Annotated in this window: 19 protein-coding genes; 9 read left to right on the top strand and 10 right to left on the bottom strand. The window is 72.5% G+C overall.

Annotated elements, in window-relative coordinates:
- Window positions 1-2: 2 nt before the first annotated feature.
- Window positions 3-794: a DUF3885 domain-containing protein gene (locus CMS_RS17775; protein WP_012298364.1), complete on the top strand. Its 792-nt coding sequence runs from the start codon at window positions 3-5 to the stop codon at window positions 792-794.
- 19 nt (window positions 795-813) lie between these two features.
- Here CMS_RS17775 and CMS_RS04760 read toward each other — a convergent pair whose 3' ends face one another.
- Entirely contained in the window at window positions 814-1,590 is a 777-nt protein-coding gene (locus CMS_RS04760) for an SDR family oxidoreductase (RefSeq protein WP_012298363.1), read from the bottom strand.
- 59 nt (window positions 1,591-1,649) lie between these two features.
- Between CMS_RS04760 and CMS_RS04755 the strand changes: the two genes are divergently transcribed.
- Window positions 1,650-2,444 (top strand): SDR family NAD(P)-dependent oxidoreductase, encoded by a 795-nt coding sequence (locus CMS_RS04755; protein WP_012298362.1) that lies wholly within the window; start codon window positions 1,650-1,652, stop codon window positions 2,442-2,444.
- Window positions 2,441-3,331, top strand: a complete 891-nt coding sequence (locus CMS_RS04750; protein WP_012298361.1) for an SMP-30/gluconolactonase/LRE family protein — start codon at window positions 2,441-2,443, stop codon at window positions 3,329-3,331. The genes CMS_RS04755 and CMS_RS04750 overlap by 4 nt, the downstream gene beginning before the upstream one ends.
- On the opposite strand, the gene CMS_RS04745 is transcribed toward CMS_RS04750, so the two are convergent.
- Window positions 3,322-3,744 (bottom strand): hypothetical protein, encoded by a 423-nt coding sequence (locus CMS_RS04745; RefSeq protein ID WP_049791893.1) that lies wholly within the window; start codon window positions 3,742-3,744, stop codon window positions 3,322-3,324. The genes CMS_RS04750 and CMS_RS04745 overlap by 10 nt on opposite strands.
- A gap of 177 nt (window positions 3,745-3,921) precedes the next feature.
- Between CMS_RS04745 and CMS_RS04740 the strand changes: the two genes are divergently transcribed.
- The 6 genes from CMS_RS04740 (at window position 3,922) to CMS_RS17765 (ending at window position 7,577) form a co-directional block, all read left to right on the top strand.
- Window positions 3,922-4,803, top strand: coding sequence for an ABC transporter ATP-binding protein (locus CMS_RS04740; RefSeq protein WP_012298359.1), 882 nt, complete (start codon window positions 3,922-3,924; stop codon window positions 4,801-4,803).
- Window positions 4,800-5,930: an ABC transporter permease gene (locus tag CMS_RS04735; protein WP_012298358.1), complete on the top strand. Its 1,131-nt coding sequence runs from the start codon at window positions 4,800-4,802 to the stop codon at window positions 5,928-5,930. The genes CMS_RS04740 and CMS_RS04735 overlap by 4 nt, the downstream gene beginning before the upstream one ends.
- The gene (locus CMS_RS04730) at window positions 5,927-6,394 is read left to right on the top strand and encodes a hypothetical protein (protein ID WP_012298357.1); all 468 of its coding nucleotides are present in this window, start codon (window positions 5,927-5,929) and stop codon (window positions 6,392-6,394) included. The genes CMS_RS04735 and CMS_RS04730 overlap by 4 nt, the downstream gene beginning before the upstream one ends.
- 76 nt (window positions 6,395-6,470) lie before the next feature.
- Window positions 6,471-6,914: a DUF805 domain-containing protein gene (locus tag CMS_RS04725; RefSeq protein ID WP_012298356.1), complete on the top strand. Its 444-nt coding sequence runs from the start codon at window positions 6,471-6,473 to the stop codon at window positions 6,912-6,914.
- Window positions 6,915-7,005: 91 nt separating this feature from the next.
- Complete coding sequence (locus CMS_RS17770) at window positions 7,006-7,293, top strand: hypothetical protein (protein ID WP_223842730.1); 288 nt, start codon at window positions 7,006-7,008, stop codon at window positions 7,291-7,293.
- On the top strand, window positions 7,290-7,577 hold the full coding sequence (locus CMS_RS17765) for a septum formation family protein (protein WP_223842729.1): 288 nt from the start codon (window positions 7,290-7,292) through the stop codon (window positions 7,575-7,577). The genes CMS_RS17770 and CMS_RS17765 overlap by 4 nt, the downstream gene beginning before the upstream one ends.
- Window positions 7,578-7,605: 28 nt before the next feature.
- Here CMS_RS17765 and CMS_RS16520 read toward each other — a convergent pair whose 3' ends face one another.
- From CMS_RS16520 to CMS_RS04680, 8 genes are all read right to left on the bottom strand, one after another.
- A complete protein-coding gene (locus CMS_RS16520) occupies window positions 7,606-8,778 on the bottom strand; it encodes an Asp23/Gls24 family envelope stress response protein (protein ID WP_012298355.1) in 1,173 nt (390 codons plus the stop codon).
- Window positions 8,779-8,868: 90 nt separating this feature from the next.
- Window positions 8,869-9,687 carry an aquaporin Z gene (aqpZ, locus tag CMS_RS04710; RefSeq protein WP_012298354.1) on the bottom strand — a complete coding sequence of 273 codons (819 nt, stop codon included), beginning with the start codon at window positions 9,685-9,687 and terminating at the stop codon, window positions 8,869-8,871.
- Window positions 9,688-9,910: 223 nt separating this feature from the next.
- Window positions 9,911-10,354, bottom strand: coding sequence for an Asp23/Gls24 family envelope stress response protein (locus CMS_RS04705; RefSeq protein WP_041464411.1), 444 nt, complete (start codon window positions 10,352-10,354; stop codon window positions 9,911-9,913).
- Between the two features lie 258 nt (window positions 10,355-10,612).
- A complete protein-coding gene (locus CMS_RS04700) occupies window positions 10,613-12,682 on the bottom strand; it encodes a glycoside hydrolase family 32 protein (RefSeq protein WP_012298352.1) in 2,070 nt (689 codons plus the stop codon).
- Between the two features lie 61 nt (window positions 12,683-12,743).
- A complete protein-coding gene (locus tag CMS_RS04695; RefSeq protein WP_012298351.1) occupies window positions 12,744-13,748 on the bottom strand; it encodes a glycoside hydrolase family protein in 1,005 nt (334 codons plus the stop codon).
- 5 nt (window positions 13,749-13,753) lie between these two features.
- Entirely contained in the window at window positions 13,754-14,545 is a 792-nt protein-coding gene (locus CMS_RS04690) for a carbohydrate ABC transporter permease (protein WP_407637330.1), read from the bottom strand.
- A gap of 194 nt (window positions 14,546-14,739) precedes the next feature.
- Entirely contained in the window at window positions 14,740-15,756 is a 1,017-nt protein-coding gene (locus CMS_RS04685) for a carbohydrate ABC transporter permease (protein ID WP_012298349.1), read from the bottom strand.
- Window positions 15,757-15,825: 69 nt separating this feature from the next.
- Complete coding sequence (locus CMS_RS04680; protein ID WP_223842728.1) at window positions 15,826-17,091, bottom strand: sugar ABC transporter substrate-binding protein; 1,266 nt, start codon at window positions 17,089-17,091, stop codon at window positions 15,826-15,828.
- Between the last annotated feature and the right edge of the window lie 42 nt (window positions 17,092-17,133).

Here is a 17,133-nt window from a genome sequence, read left to right as displayed (position 1 = left end):
CCGTGATCCACGCGGAACCCGAAGCCCCCGAGCCCGAGCCCGTCAGCATCCCCGAGCCACGCGTGGCAGACGGCCCCGATGCCCATCGGGATGCGGCGCGGCTGCTCGCCCTCTGGCGGGAACGATGGGCGGAGCCCTACCCGCCTTACAGCGGCTGGTACATGCCGGGCATCCGCTTCCACACGCTGCCCTGGAGCATCCAGGACGCTCGGCAGGCGCGCGACCGCCGCTCCGCCCGCCGCCGCTACGGGAGCATCGTCACCACCCTTGAGGCGCTGTCCGGATCGCGCGGCACGATGGTCCTGGAGCTCTGGCGCGGGGGCGTCGGCGAGTCGGACACGGTGCTGCCCGGACTCCTGCCCTGGGCCACCTTCACGGAGCCGAGCGCGACGACCCCGGAGGACATCGCGGACTGGACGAGGACGTTTCGCATCCGCGTCGGCCGCCCCTCGCTGGATGACCTGTGCGACCTCGGGCACCGAGAACAGGGTCGGTACTGCCTCATCGCGGAGGACATGAGCTGGACCGTCCACTGCTACGACGGCGGCATCGACATCTCGATGCTCGACGAATCGATCGAGCGGCCCCTGGCGGAGGCGCACGCTCGTTGGCTCCCGCCGGACTCGTGGGTCGCCGGCCACCGGTGGATGCGCCCATCGACGCCGGGCGATCTGCGCCGCAAGGCCAAGGTCGCCCGCCGGCTCGAGATGCTCAACGCGCGGTGGCAGAAGCGCAGGGCGCACGAGGAGGCGCTCGGGCTCTGGGACGACGTCGACGAGGACCTCGAGGACTGAACGCGGCGAGCCGCCGGGATCAGAACCCGCCGCGCTGCGACATCGGGGACAGCACCAGCTCGTCGATGCGCACGTGCGGCGGCGAGGCGAGCACGAACATCGCGGCGCGCGCCACGTCGTCGGGCGTGAGCATCGCGGCGCGCTCGGCGGCGTCGGGGACGGTCGGGCGGAGTGCGAGGAAGTCGCTGTCGATGGTGCCGGGGCAGAGGTGCGTGGCACGGATCCCGCTGCCCGCCTCCTGCGCGTTGAGGTCGCGCACGAGCGCCCCGAGCGCCGTCTTCGAGGCGCTGTAGGCGACGCCCGCGCCCGGCGAGTGGGTCCACGCGGCGTAGGAGGAGACGAGCACGACCGTGCCGCCGGATGCGCGCAGCAGCGGCAGCGCGGCGGCGACCTGGTGCGCCGGGCCGGTGAGGTTGGTCGCGACGATGCGGTCGAAGTCCGCGACGTCCTGCTCGGCCCACGAGCGGCGCGGGGCGTTGAGGCCGGCCGCGACCACCACGCCGTCGAGCCGGTCGAGGCCTGCCACCACCGCGTCGAGCGCGGCGTCGTCCGTCACGTCGAGCGGGGCGACTTCGGCGGTGGATCCGGCTGCCTCCACGAGCGCGCGCGTCTCGTCGAGCGCGTCCCGGTGCCGCCCCGAGAGCACGAGGTGCCAGCCGTCACGGGCCGCGGCGACGGCGGTCGCGCGGCCGACGCCGGATCCCGCGCCGCTCACCCACAGGGTCCGCGGGCCCGCCGATCCCTCCCCAGGCGCAGCGCCGTCGTGGTCGTCGTCGTGCGTCCGGCTTCCGGACATGGCGGTCTCCCTCGGTCATCTACGTTGAGGGAAACGCTATTCGACCGCAGGGAACACGCATGCTCATCGATCTCCACGACAGGGTCGTCGTCATCTCCGGTGCCGCGCAGGGCATCGGCCGCGCCATCGCTGAGCGCTTCCTCGAGGAGGGGTGCCGGGTCTTCGGACTCGACCTCCGCTTCCGCGACGCACTGCCCGAGGGCATCACGGCGATCGTCGCCGACGTCACCGACCAGGCCTCCGTCCAGGCGGCCATCGCGCAGGTGGTCGATGCGGCCGACCGCATCGACGTGCTCGTGAACAACGCGGGGATCAACGTCGAGGGGCCGGTCGAGACGCTGGATCCCGCGCGCTTCCAAGCCGCGTTCGACGTGAACGTGGGCGGCGTGTTCCTGCTGTCGCAGGCCGTCATCCCGGTCATGAAGGCGGGCGGCGGCGGGCGGATCATCAACGCGGCGTCGTTCGCGGCCGTCATCCCGAGCGTCGGCGCGGCCGCCTACGGCGCCTCGAAGGCCGCGGTCGTGCAGTTCACGCGCGTGCTCGCGAGCGAGCTGGGGCCGTGGGGCATCACCGTCAACGCGTACGCGCCGGGCATGATCCCCACCGCCATGAACGGCTTCGCCGAGATGCCGGAGCCCGCGCAGGATCGCCTGCTCGACACCCTCAGCATCCGCAGGTGGGAGCGGCCCGACGACGTGGCCGACCTCCTCGTGTTCCTCGCGAGCGACCGCGCCGGGTACATCACCGGCACGCTCGTCGACGTGAGCGGCGGCAAGCTCGCGACGCAGATGCCGCAGCGCGCGTACGAGGGCGAGGGCGCGCCGGAGCGCGGTCCGCGGGACGGCACCCGATGAGCGTCACCACGTGGGACGCCGTCCCGCTCGACACGGTCCGCTCCGAGCACGCCGAGGCGCCGCTCTGGGACGAGGCGCGCGGCACCCTGCTCTGGGCCGACCAGTACGTCGGCATCGTGCGCGAGGCCGCGTTCGACACGGTGACCTTCGCCGTCGGGCCTGTCACCGAGACGCACGTGGGCGGCCCGGTCGGCGCGGTCGTCCGGCACGCCGACGGCGGCCACGTGCTCGCCGCGCGCGACGGCTTCGTGCGCCTCACGGCGGAGGGCGCGCTCATCCCGGTGGTCGACGTGCTGCCGGCCGACGGCATCCGGCGGCGCATGAACGACGGCGAGGTGGATCCGCGCGGCCGGCTCTGGGCGGGATCCATGGCCTTCGACAAGACCCTCGGCGCGGGCGCGCTCTACCTGCTCGACCGCGGCCGGGCGACGACCGTGCTCGAGGGCGTCACCATCTCCAACGGCACGGCGTTCTCCTCGGACGGCACGGAGATGCTCTACATCGACACGACCACGCAGCAGGTGCGCCGCTTCCGGGTCACCGAGGAGGGCGGCCTCGCGGATCCCGAGGTGGTGGTCGAGATCGACCCCGCCGACGGCCACCCCGACGGCATGTGCGTCGACGACGAGGGCTTCCTCTGGGTCGCGCTCTGGGGCGGCAGCGAGGTCCGGCGCTACTCCCCCGCGGGCGAGCACGTGGGATCCGTGCGGGTGGATGCGCCCCAGGTCTCCAGTTGCGCCCTCGTCGGGCCCGCCCGCGACGTGCTCGTGATCACGACCTCGCAGGAGGGCTACTCCGAGGAGGACTCGGCCCGGCATCCGCGCGCGGGGATGCTGTTCGCGGTGCGGCCGGGCGTCACGGGGCCCGCCGCGAGCGCCTACGCGTAGGCGGTGATCGAGGCGGAGTCGACGAAGCCGGATCCGCGTCCGGCGCGTCGGGCGGCGCCCCCGGCGAGCGCGGCGGACGCGACGCCCACGAGCACGCCGACGATCGCCGCGGTCGCGACGGCGCCGACGGACGAGTGCGCGAGCAGGAGTCCCGCGACGAAGGCGAGGCACTCCAGGGCCCAGAGCACGTGGATCCACCGCTGCCACGATCCGCGACCCCGGCCGACGACCGCGAGCCGGCGCCGCGCCCACACGATCGCGACGACGCGCACGATCGCCGACAGCCCCAGCAGCACGATCCCGCCGATCGCGAGCGGCGCGGTGCCGATGCCTGTGGCGATCAACGCGAAGAGCACGAGTCCCGCCGCGGAGGCTCCGTCGGCGACGGCTTGGATGAGGGTGGGGAAGCGCATGCTCCGACCCTAGGAGGAGCCGGGCCACGGATCACCGTCGGCCACGCCCCCATCCGCTGCCCGCGCGCCCCCGCGCCCGTCCCCCACCCGGTTCCCCCACACGGCGGACTCGCCCCGCGCACCCCGCACCTAGCGTGAGCAGCACGGATCACCCACGCCCACCGAGGAGGCCCTTCCGTGCTCGAAGTCCAGAACGTCACGCGATCGTTCGGGGACCGCCGTGTCCTCGACGACGTGTCCTTCACCGTGCGACCGGGGAGGCTGACCGGCTTCGTCGGCGGCAACGGCGCCGGCAAGACCACCACCATGCGGATCATGCTCGGCGTGCTCACCGCCGACTCCGGCACCGTCTCGCTGGACGGCAGCGACCTCGGCACCTCGAGCCGCCGCACCTTCGGCTACATGCCCGAGGAGCGCGGCCTCTACCCGAAGATGAAGCTGCAGGAGCAGATCGTCTACCTCGGCCGCCTGCACGGCATGACCGCGGCCGACGCGACCACCAGCACCGAACGGCTGCTCGAGCGGCTGAGCCTCGGCGAGCGTCGCGACGACCCCATCGAGTCGCTGTCGCTCGGCAACCAGCAGCGCGCGCAGATCGCCGCGAGCCTCGTGCACGATCCCGAGGTGCTCGTGCTCGACGAGCCGTTCTCGGGCCTCGACCCGATCGCGGTCGAGACCGTCCTCGGCGTCCTCACCGAGCGGGCCGCGCAGGGCGTGCCCGTGCTCTTCTCCTCGCACCAGCTCGACATCGTCGAGCGCCTCTGCGACGACGTGGTCGTCATCGCCGAGGGCCGGATCCGCGCGTCCGGCGACCGCGAGGAGCTGCGCGACCAGCACAGCCGCCCGCTCACGGAGCTGCAGATCGCGGGCGACGGCGGCTGGGTGCGCGACGTGCCCGGCGTCGAGGTCGTCGAGTTCGACGGCGGCTACGTGCTCTTCGAGGCCGACGAGGAGGCGCGCCAGCGCGTGCTCGCCGAGGCCGTCTCCCGCGGATCCGTCACCGGGTTCACCCGCCGCCGCCCCACCCTCAGCGAGATCTTCCAGGAGGTCGTCCAGTGAGCACCACCAGCGCCACCCGACGGGGCACGGCCCCGACGTTCGTCCAGTCCACGATGCTCGTGACGGGTCGCGAGGTGCGCATGCGCCTGCGCAGCAAGTCCTTCCTCATCAGCACCGGGATCCTGCTCGTCGGGATCCTCGCCTCCATCATCGTCAGCGGCTTCCTCACCGCGAACGCCGGCTCCGGCGACGGCGAGCGCACCCGTGTCGCCGTGGTCGGCGCCGCCCAGCAGACCGTGTCCGCCGCCGCGTCGCTGGAGGGCGTGCCCGCCGACAGCGTCGAGGACGCGCGGGCGATGGTGCGCGACGGCGAGGTGGACGCGGCGGTCGTCCCCGACACCCAGGCGGACGCCGACGGCGCCGTGCTCGTGATCGGCGACACCTCGGCGCCCGATGGCGTCGTCAGCGCCCTCACCGACACCCCGCGCGTGGAGCTGCTCGACGAGCCGGCCACGAACCCCGCCATCGCCTACCTCGTGGCGCTCGCGTTCGGCGTCGTGTTCTTCATCTCGGCGCTGACGTTCGGGCAGATCATCGCCCAGAGCGTCGTCGAGGAGAAGCAGACCCGGGTGGTGGAGCTGCTCATGTCGACCATCCCCGTGCGCGCGCTGCTCGCCGGCAAGGTGCTCGGCAACAGCATCCTCGCGTTCGCGCAGATCGCGCTCATCGCGCTGATGACCGGCGTCGGCCTGCTCGTGACGGAGCAGACGGCGCTGCTCGCGATCATCGGCCCGGCCGTGATCTGGTTCGTCGTGTTCTTCCTGTTCGGGTTCGTGCTGCTCGCGTCGCTCTTCGCGGCCGCGGCTTCGCTCGTCTCCCGCCAGGAGGACGTGGGCGCCGTCACGGCCCCGGTCACGTACCTCGTGATGATCCCGTACTTCGCGGTCATCTTCTTCAACGACAACCCCGTGGTGATGACGGTCATGTCGTACGTGCCCTTCTCGGCCCCGGTCGGGATGCCGATGCGCCTGTTCCTCGGCGAGGCCCAGTGGTGGGAGCCGCTCGTGTCGCTCGCCGTGCTCATCGCCACGACGGCCGTGGTGGTCGCCCTCGGATCCCGCATCTACAGCAACTCGCTGCTCCGCACCGGCAGCCGCGTGAAGCTGCGGGAGGCGCTGAAGGGATGATCGACGCGCTGCAGGACTTCACGAACGGCCTGCCAGAGCTGCTCCGGTGGTTCGGGATCATGGTCACCGCGATGATCCCGTTCCTCGAGGTCGAGCTCGCCGCCGTGTTGGGCGTGCTCAGCGGCCAGCACGTGGCGGTGGCGGTGCTAGCGGCAGTCGTCGGCAACGTCGCCATCGTGGCGCTGATCGTGCTCGTCGCCTCGCGCACGCGCTCCCGGCTGACCCGCGACAGCGCGAAGGAGGAGACGCCGCGGCGGGCCAAGATCCGCCGCACGTTCGACCGCTACGGCGTGCCCGGCGTCAGCCTCCTCGGCCCGCTCCTGGTGCCGACGCACTTCACGTCGGCGGCGATGGTGTCCTTCGGCGCCCGCCCGCGCGCGGTGCTCATCTGGGAGACGATCGCGATCGCCGTCTGGGGCGTCGCCTTCGGGGCGTTCGCGGTGCTGGGGCTCGCGGTGGTGTGATGCCGTCCCGGCCCGCGTACCGCCCGGCCGCATCCGCTCCCCCGCGGGTGCGGCCGGGCTCCGATACGGTCGACGCATGACCGCCGCGACGCCGCCCGGATCCACGCCGTCCCTCGACCTGCCGCTGTACGGCGCGTCCTGGGCCGAGGCGATGCGGCGGTTCTTCCTCAAGTACGCGACCTTCCGCGGGCGCGCGAGCCGCAGCGAGTTCTGGTGGTGGGCGCTCACGGGCTTCGTCGTGTCGTCCGTGCTGCGGACCCTGAGCGACCTGGACACCGACGGCCGCCAGGCGCTCGGCGCCTTCGACGCGGTGACCATCACGGACTCGTGGGGCGCCGTCCTCGGCGTGTTCCAGCTCGCCGTGTTCATCCCGTCGTTCGCCGTCTCGTGGCGGCGGCTGCACGACGTCGACCGCAGCGGCACGTGGACCTTCATCAACTTCATCCCGATCCTCGGGACGATCGTCTACGTGGTCATGACCGCGAGCCGGTCGCGACCCGGCGGCGCGCGCTTCGACTGACGCCGCGGATCCGCCACCGGGCAACTCGCGCGCGCAGGCGAGGGGCCCCGCTACGGTGAGCCCGATCCGCTCCCCGAACCCGAGGACCCCCATGGCCGTCGCCGCCCGCCGCATCCTGCCCACCGCGTTCGCTGCCGTCCTCTTCGTCGCCGCGCTCAGCGGGTGCTCGCTGCAGCAGCGGGCGGACCTCGTGCCGTACGCCGAGACGCGCGGCGACGACGGATCCATCACTGCCGGCGGCACGACCGACGTCTTCGCGCTGCGCCAGGGCGACTGCCTCGACGACGCGGCATCGGCCGCCGTGGACGAGCAGGACACGGCTGATGCGCACCCCGCGAGCGACGACGGCTCCCCGCACTCGCACCAGTGGGCGACGTGAGCACCGTGCCGTGCTCCGACCCGCACGACTTCGAGGTGTACGCGGCCCCCACGCTGACGGGCGACGACTTCCCCGGCGACGACGCGGTGGACGCGCAGGCCGACGACCTGTGCGGCGCGGCGTTCGGGCCCTTCGTCGGCTTCGACTACCAGGACTCGATCTACGACTACCAGGGGTACAAGCCGACGAGCGACAGCTGGAGCACGGGCGACCGCACCGTCGACTGCATCATCGGGGATCCCGCCGGCAAGACCGTCGGCTCGCTCGCAGGCGTCGGACGATAGTGGCGCGGGACGGACGCCCCGTCGACCGTTAGGAGCGGTCGGCGTCCTCGGCCTCGGTGCGGGATGCGTCGGATCCGTCGACCTCGACGCGGTCGCCCTGCACCTCCACGGTGGCGGGGCCGTCGACCTCGATGCGGGTCGGCTGCTCGCCGTGCCCGTCGACGATCACGGTGACCTCGGGCGCGGATCCGGCGGGCTCCGCGTAGGTGTCGAAGTCGGCCGCGTCGGCGGCGGCGCGCTCGTCGCGCTCCTCTGCCGCCTCGCGGGTCTCCTCGACGTCCGCCTTCGCGGAGTCGGCGAGCACGGCGCCCGCGGCCTTCGCCCGGTCGGCGACCTCGGAGCCGATCTCCTTCGCCGTGTCCGCGGCGCGCGATCCGGCGCCATGCGCGCGGGTGGCGGCGTCGGCGGACGCGTCCTGGATCCGGTCGCCGGCCTCGCGGGCGCGATCGGCCGCTTCAGCTCCCGCGGCCTTGGCCTTCTCGAGCCCCTCGGACCCCGCGGCCTTCGCCTTGTCGAGCCCATCGGCCCCGGCCGCCTTGGCCTTCTCGAGCGCGTCGGATCCGGCGTCCTTCGCCTTCTCGAGCGCGTCGGATCCGGCGTCCTTCGCCTTCTCGAGCGCGTCGGATCCGGCGTCCTTCGCCTTCTCGAGCGCGTCGGATCCGGCGTCCTTCGCCTTCTCGAGCGCGTCGGATCCGGCGTCCTTCGCCTTCTCGAGCGCGTCGGATCCGGCGTCCTTCGCCTTCTCGAGCGCGTCGGATCCGGCGTCCTTCGCCTTCTCGAGCGCGGCACCCGCGGGCGACTGCACGTCGTCGAACGGACCGTGCACGTCGGTCACGCGGATGTTCACGCGGACGGCGCCCGGCGCGATCTGCCGGGCCGCGCGGGCGACCTGCTCGCGCGTCTCGTCGACCACGTCCTGCACGGGCGTCGGGTACTCGACCACGAGGTCGATGTCGATCACGGTGCCGCCGGCCTCCTCGGAGACCGTGACGCCCGGCCCGGTGCTCGTGCCGCGGATCGCCCGCGACGCCGCGTCGAGCGCCCGCGCGGCGGATCCGCCGAGGTGGTGCACACCCGTGACGCCCGCGGCGGTCTCGGCCGCGGCGACGCCCACGCGATGCGCGACCGTCTCCCCCTCCGGGTGCGCGGCGTCGATGCCGGTCAGGTCGATGGGACGGATGGCGGGTGCGGCGTCGTTCACGGCGGTGCTCCTTCGGTGGTGCGGATGCGGGATGGGTTCATGCACCCGGCCGCCGCGCCCGGTGAGGGCGCAGCGGCGGGGTGGGGTGGATCAGGCGGGGACGTCGGCGGCACGGGTCAGCGCGCGGTGCGCGAGCCCGGCGATCGCGGCACCCACGAGCGGCGCGACGATGAACGCCCACACCTGCCCGAGCGCCTCGGGCCCGCCGTAGATCGCGGCGGCGATGGAGCGGGCCGGGTTCACGGACGTGTTGCTGACCGGGATGCTGATGAGGTGGATCAGGGTGAGCGTCAGCCCGATGACGATCGGCGCGACGGCCGCGTAGGCCTTCTGGGCGGTGACGGCGAGGATCACGGTCACGAAGACGGCCGTAAGGATGACCTCGACGAGCAGCACCGCGCCGAGGCCGAAGCCGCCGGGCGACGCGTCGCCGAAGCCGTTCGACGCGAAGCCCGCGTCCTGCTTCGAGGCGAGGTAGCCGGTGGGGCCGTCCGCGGCGATGAGCGCGAGGGCGCTGGAGGCAAGGATCCCGCCGACGAGCTGCGCGACCACGTAGCCGGGCACCTCGCGCCAGCCGATGCGGCCCGCGAACGCGAGTCCGACGCTGACGGCGGGGTTGAAGTGGCCGCCGGAGATGCCGCCGACCGCGGCGATGCCCGCCATGACGGTGAGGCCGAACGCGAGCGCGACGCCGAGGAAGCCGACGCCCGTGGCGTTGCCGTCGTCGGGGAAAGCGGACGCGTAGAGCGCGGTGCCGACGCCGCCGAAGACGAGGAGGAACGTGCCGAACGCCTCGGCGCCCCAGCGGGCGGCGGTGGATGGGCGGTCGCCGGCGGATGCCGCCTTCTGACCACGGCCCTGGGCCGGGGTGTCGCGGGGTGCCGTCGTGGCGGTGGTCGACTTGCTCATCGGTTCGTGTCCTCTTGTCTGGAGCGGGGATCGTGCGTGGGTGCAGGTGGGGGAGCCGGGTGGCGCTCCCGTCGGTGCGGGGGATGCTCCGGAAGGTGCTGCGTGCTCGGTGCTCGATGCCTGGTGCAGTGAGCTGTGCGATGCGGGTGGCGCGGGCCGTCTCGGGACCGGCCCGCGCGCGGCGACGGGACCGGGGCGCGCCCGGTCCCGTCAGCGGGCGGTGCTACTGGACGCGGCTCTGCGAGTCGTCGTCCTTGTCGTCCGAGGGGATGTGCACGTCGGAGACGGTGACGTTGACCTCGGTGACGTCCATGCCGACGACCTGCGAGATGGCGTCGGTGACGGCCTCGCGGATCCGGTCGGCGAGGTCCTGCAGCGCGACGGGGTACTCGGCGACGACGACGATGTCGGCGGCGACCTGCTTCTCGCCGACCTCGACGGAGATGCCCTGGCCGCGGTCCTGCTGGCCGATGACGTTGCGGATCGCGCCGACGGCACGGGCCGCGCCGTTGCCGAGGTCGTGGACGCCGGGGACCTGGCGGGCCGCGATGCCGGCGACCTTCTCCACGACGCCGTCGGCGATGGTGTTCTTGCCCGAGGCGGAGTCGGCGGGCGTGTGCTTGGCGGCGGCGCGGCTGGATGCGGTGGCGGGGGTGACGTCGGTCATGTGGTGCTCCTGTGAGATGAGGTGACGCGAGCCCGATGCGGATCGCGATGCCGGATCATGTCCGGCACACCAAGGAGACGGCGTGGTAGCCCCGCTCGTCCTCGACCCTCAGCCTCCGCTCAGGCAGGAGCGGCCGCCCTTCGCTGGACGGCCACCCCCGCGACCTCCGCGTGCGCTGAGCGGCCAGACGGGGCCCGGCCGAGCAAGCCGGGCCGGGCAGGCCGGGCAGGCCGGGCAGGACCGGGCGGGGCCGGGCGCTCAGTCGGCGAGCATCACCTGATCCACCATGAGGTGGCCCCACGCTCCGGTCGCGTCGTCGAGCACCTGGATCCGCGCGGTCCGCCCCGCGAGATCGGACACGTCCCATGCGACCGGACGTAGCTTCGCCGAGTCGTCGCCCGTAGCCGTACGCACCGGCTCGCCGTCCACGAGCAGGTTCACGCTCGTGGCCGGCTCCGCGCCGAGCCCGTGATCCCCACCCGCAATGAGCAGGTGGATGGCGTCGCGGTCGATGGTGAACGGCGGCGACGTGAGCGTGCCCGTCGCCGCGTCTCCCCGGCCGGGCACGTACGTGTCGAGCGCCTGACGGCCCACCCGACCGACCAGCGGCGAGCCGTTCGGCGCGAGCCCGACCAGATCCCCCGTCCCGGTCCAGCCCACGCCCGCGGTGGTGCCCTCGAAGTCGGCCAGCACGTGCGCCGGCCGCTGCGCGAGATCCGCGAACTCGGTGATGCGCAGGTTCGAGAAGGTCGCCGCGCCGCCCTGCGTGAACAGGGCGATGCCCGCATCGGCCGGCTCCGCGAACACCTGGCTCGAGTGCACGACCTCGCCGTAGTCGACGAAGACCTCGACCGTGGTGCGGTCCACGAGGATCCGCAGCTTCACCTCCTTCGCGGACGCATCGAACGGGCTCCGGCTCTCGAGCTTGTTCCCCGTCGGATCCGGGTTGCCGGTCCCGCCGCGGTTCGCGTACAGGGTGTCGCGGAATACGCCCACGTCGGCGTGCCGGGATCCGTCGGCGGAGCGCCGCAGCTGCAGGCCGACGTTGTCGAGCCGATCCCACGCGATCTCGGTCTCCAGCTGGTACGCCGTGCCCGCGTACGGGAGCACGACGCTGCCATCGACCCGTACCGGGCCGAGCTCGCGCACGCTCGTGGCGTGGCCGGCGAGCGCGGCGATCGGCTGGGAGAGGAGCCGGTAGCCGCCATCCGCGCGGGCGAGGCGGATCTCGCGCGTGATGGAGTCGGTGCCGGTGAAGCCGTCGGACTCCCAGGTCGGGCCCGCCTTCGGGTACGACCAGTTGTTCATCCACCCGACGGCCAGGCGGCGCTCCTCGTGCTGCGCGGTCGGATCCGCCCACGTCACGGCGCCATACCAATCGAAGCCCTGGTCGAGCCAGCGGTGGCCCGTTCCCGGGTCGGGCACGAAGGCGCGGCCGTCGAAGGATCCCGTCCAGTACGCGTAGGTGTTCGGCTCGCCCGTCGCATACCCGTTGGCGCTCGCGCCGAGCACCCACTTCGAGGTGCCGTCGTCGGCCGTGATGCGGAACAGGTCCGGGCACTCCAGCACCCCGAGGCCGTCGGCCGCGAACGTGGAGACGCGCGTCCAGGAGCGGAGGTCGGGCGACGTGGAGAAGCTGAGGGTCGCGCCCTCGGCGATCAGCATGACCCAACTGCCGCGCTCGTCGTCCCACACCACCTTCGGGTCGCGGAAGTCGCGAACGCCCGGGTTGGGGAGCACGGCCTCCTCGCCCGAGGGTGTGAAGGTGCGCCCGCCGTCGGTGGAGTACCAGAGGAACTGCGCCTGCGGGCCCGACGCGTCGACGATCTGCTGCGGCGTCGGGTGGTCCATCTGCGTCACGAGCATCACCACGGCGCCGCGGCCGAACCCGGCGGTGCCCTCGGGATCCACGACCGCGGACCCCGACCACAGGTCGAAGTTCGGGTTCGTCTTCTTCTCGGCCGCGATGCCCTGGTCGGCCCACGCGACGCCGTCGGTGGTCGTCGCGAGGCGCCACGACGTGCCGACCTCCTGGTCGTAGTCGGCGTTGTAGAGGTAGTAGTAGTGCGTCACGCCGTCGATCACGACCGGCCGCTGGGGGTCGTTCTTCCAGTGGTCGGGGACCGTGAAGTGGTACTGCGCGCGGTACCGGTCGGCGTCGGCCGCGAATCCGTCCGCGAATCCGTCCGCGGGAACAGTCGGCTCTGCCGTGGCGGATGAGGCGGGCACCGCGAGCGCGCACACGAGTGCGGCGGCTGCGGCGAGAGCGGCCATCCGTCCGCGCGGATGCGCGGTGCGGGGGGCCAGAGGCGGGCGTGCGGATTCCATGATCGACTCCTTCGTCGTTCACCTGCGTCGTGCGGTGCCGGGTTCCGCCGCCCGGCCGGCCTCAGCTCGGGACCCCCGCCTCCTCCCGCGTGTCGGCGCTCACGGCGATCGGATGCGCGCCCCGGGGCACGAGGCCCTCGCGCGGATCCGCCGTCACCGGCACCGGGTCGCTGAGCTCCCCGATGAACCTGCCGTCGACCTCATTCACGAACGCGAGCAGCACCCAGCCGCCCGCGGTGTCGCGCACGAGGCGCGACGCGTACAGATCCGTGCGCGGGAACAGGCGCGCGCGACGGAAGTCGACATCGGTCAGCCGGGCGTCGACGACGACGCTGTACACGCCTCCCGCCTCCCCCGCCGCCTGCCGCTCGTGGCCCAGCTCGGAGCGCGCGCAGCAGAAGAGGAGCACGGGCACGCCGTCCACCACCTCGTGCTGGAACACCTCGAGCTGGCCGAAGCCCTGGCCGGGCGCACTGAGCGGCGGATGCACGGTCCAGTCGACGAGGTCCTCGCTCGTCGCGTGGCCCAGTACGCCGCGCTCCCGCGGATCCCCCGTCGCCGCGCGCGCCGTGACGAGCATGTGCCACGTCGACGCGCCCGGGAGCCGCTGCACCCAGGGGTCCCGCCACGCCTGGTCGTGCCAGGCGTCGAGGTCGAGCTGCTCGTACCAGCGCGGATCCGCCTCCACGAGCGGCTCGCGCGACACCTTCGCCCAGGTCACCAGGTCGGTCGAGGTGGCGGCGCCGATGCGCTGCACGAGCATCCCCTCGGCCAGCGTGGTGCCCGTGTAGAACATCCACCACAGGCCATCATCAGCGCGCACGACGGAGCCCGTCCAGGTCGTGCCGTCGTCGAACGCACCCGGCTCGGACACGATGATCGCGTCCTCGAGCACCGTCCAGCTCACGAGGTCACGGCTCACCGCGTGGCCGACGATGGGGTGGTGGTGCCGGCGGTCGGGATCGCCGAGGGCGCGGCTGGCGTGCAGGTAGAACGCGTGCGTGACGCCACCCTCCTGCACGTACCAGGAGTCCCAGATCCACTTGTCGGGCAGTCGAAGTGCCACGGCGCCTATCCCTTCACGCCGCTGGCGGCGATGCTGCTCACGAAGGAGCGCTGGAAGGCGATGAACAGCACCACGACGGGCAGCGTGATGAGCGACGCGTACGCCATCACCTCGCCCCACGGCACGTTGAGCTGGAAGAAGTACTGCACGCCCACCATCACGGGCCGCAGCTCCTCGCTCTGCACGACCATGAGCGGCCACAGGTACGAGTTCCAGGCGGGCAGGAAGGTGAGGATCGCGACGGTCGCGATGGCGGGCCCCGACAGCGGCATGATCAGCTGCCGGTAGATGCGGAACCAGCCTGCCCCGTCCACGCGCGCCGCCTCGTCGAGCTCCTTCGGGATCGACTCGAAGTACTGGTGGAAGAGGTAGATGGAGAACGCGTTCGCCACGAACGGGATGATCTGCACCTGGTACGTGTCGATCCAGCCCCTGCTGAAGCCGATCGCGAAGCCGTCGACCACGAACGACGGCAGCTGGTTCACCCACCACACGAGCGGCAGCGCGAGCGTCTCGAACGGCACCACGAGGGTCGCGATGACGAGCGTGAGGATGAGGCCCTTGCCGGGGATCCGCATCCGCGAGAGCGCGAACGCCGCCAGGCTGTTCACGAGGATCCCCAGCACCACCGTGATGGCCGAGATGCCGATGGAGTTGAGCAGGAACCGCGCCGCGGGCACGCGCTCGAACACCGCGGCGTAGTTCGCGAACGACAGATCGCCCGTGGGCAGGAACGCCGCGAACGAGGAGAGGTCGGAGAATATCTGCCGGTCGGGCTTGAGCGACGACACGAGCATGAACACGAGTGGGAACGCGAACACCGCAGCGAGCGCGATGCGCACGATCCAGCCGGCCGCCGCGACGGGCGCCGCGCGACGGCGGACCGCCCGGCGGTCGCGTGGGGCGCGCGGCGGGTGCGCGGGCCCGTCGAGCCGCGCGCGGTCGACGTCGACCGCGCGCGGTGCGCCCAGGATCGGGGTGGAGGCCATGGTCAGTCCCTCTCTCGGGTGATGAAGCGCTGCACGGCCGAGATCGCGAGCACGATGACGAAGAAGACGAGCGAGATGGCCGAGGCGTACCCGGTCTGCTGCTGCGCGAATCCGGAGCGCACGGCCTCGTAGACGACCGTGGTCGTGGAGTCGAGCGGCCCGCCCTGCGTCATCACGCTGATCTGCGTGAAGAGGCTGAGCGCCTGGATGGTGATGGTCACGAGGATGAGGCTGCGCGTCGCCGCGAGCCCCGGCCACGTGATGTAGCGGAAGCGCTGCCACCGCGTGACGCCGTCGAGCCCGGCGGCCTCGTGCAGATCCGGCGGGATGGTCTGCAGGCCCGAGAGCCAGATGACCATGTGGAACCCGACGCCCTGCCACACCGACATGAGGATGATCGCGGGCATCGCGGTCGTCGGGTCGCCGAGCCAGTCCGGCCCCTGCACCGCGCCGCCCGTCACGCGCGAGATGAGCACGTTGATGAGGCCGTCCGGCCGGTACATGAACAGCCACAGCAGCGAGACGACCACCATCGAGGTGACCACGGGCAGGAAGTAGACCGTGCGGAAGAACGTGGTGCCCTTCACCTTCGCGTCGATGAGCAGCGCGAGCCCGAGCGCCAGCCCCGCCTGCACGGGCACGACCACCACGGCGAAGAACGCGACGTTCCGCAGCGCGTGCCAGAAGGTGTCGTCGGCGAGCAGCCGCGTGAGGTTGTCGAGGCCCACGAACGTGGCCGGATAGGGCGAGATGAGGCGCGCGTTCGTGAAGGCGAGCACGAACGCGAGCACCGCGGGCACGAGCACGAACAGGCCGAGGAGGATCATGCCCGGGCCGAGCATCGCCCAGCCGGCGCGCTGCTCGTGGGCGTGGGCGCGCGGTCGCCTCGGGCGGGTCGTGCGTCCGGCGGGCGCGCGGCCCGGACCGGACGGGGATCCCGGTCCCGAGCCCTCGTCGGCGCCGGAGCCCGGAGCCGACCCGCCCGCGCCCGAGGGGCGGGATCGAGTGATGGTGGTCATGGCAGTTCCTTCCGTGGGGAGGGCGCTGCCGGCACGACGACCCCGTCGTGCCGGCAGCGCTCGCCGCGACTACTTCTGCGTGTATCCGCCGTTGGACTCGATGTTCCCGTCGATGTCCTCCACGGCGTCGGTGAGGGCGGCCTGGGGGTCCGCGCCGTCGAGGATGTCCTGCATACTCTTCGTGAACGTGCTCGAGATGAACGGGTACGCGGGCGTGGCGGGCCGGAGCTCGGCGAAGCGCTTCGAGAACTCGCGGAAGAGAGCGAGGTCGCCGCCCTCCTCGAATCCGGGCACCAGCGCTGCGGCGGCGTCGGTGGCGGGGATGGTGCCCGCGGCCTTCGCGACCGTGGCGATGCTCTCCGGGGAGAGCGAGAAGGAGAGGTAGTCCATCGCGGCGGCGGGATCGGCGCAGCCGGTGGTCACGCCCCACTGCCAGGATCCGCCGCCGACCGTGACGCCCTGACCGAGGTCCGGCGGCGGCATGACGGCGAGGTCGTCGCCGATGGCCTCGCTGAGCTGGGCGGAGGCCCAGCTGCCGCCGTACATTACGGCGGTCTGGTCGTTGATGAGGTCGAGGGCGGGATCCGCGCCGCTCTTGGCGCTGACGTACCCGTCCTCCACGAGGCTCTGCATCCATGTGGCCCAGTCGACCGCGGCCGGGCCGTCGAGCTCGCCCTCGGCCGACTGCAGCGAGGAGCGGTCGAGCAGGTCCCCGCCCGCGGACTGCAACAGCGGCGAGTACGCGTACGGGTACCACTCGCCCACGTCGGCGGTGCCAATGTCGAGCGGCGCGCTCCACGTGCCCTCGGCCTTGAGGGCCGCCAGCGCCTGGTCGGTCTCGTCACGCGTCCAGGGCTCATCGACCGTGGCGATGCGGATCCCGGCCCTCTCCAGCACGGACCGCCGCGCGAACATCGCGAGCGACACGTCGTATTGGCCCACCGCGTAGGTCTGGTCGTTCCACGTCCCGATGGTGCTGGGCAGGTTCTCGCCGAGATCGACGCTGAGGTCGAGTGGCACGACGTACTTCGCCCACGCCCAGTTGGGCACGTTCGGGCCGTCGATGTCGACGAGGCAGGGCAGCTTGCCCGCCGCGGCAGCCGCGACGACCGAGTCGTTGTAGGAAGCCTGCGGGAACGACTTGAGCTCGACGGTCGTCGTGTCCTGGCTCGCGTTGTAGGCGTCGACGACCGACTGCACGGCAGCCAGCTCCTCGGTGTTGCCGCCGTTGTGAGTCCAGAGCGTGAGCTGGCCGTCCTTTCCGTCGGTGCCGCCGGCGGTGCCGGAGGCGCAGGCGGTCTGGGTGACGAGCAGGGCCGCGGCCAGTAGGCTCACCCCGGTCAGTCGTCTCTTCGCGTGTCTCATCATTCGTCCTCC

The organism is Clavibacter sepedonicus (assembly GCF_000069225.1).
GTDB lineage: Bacteria > Actinomycetota > Actinomycetes > Actinomycetales > Microbacteriaceae > Clavibacter > Clavibacter sepedonicus.
Note: the sequence above shows the minus strand (reverse complement) of the source record. Positions and strands in the feature narration are given on the sequence as shown.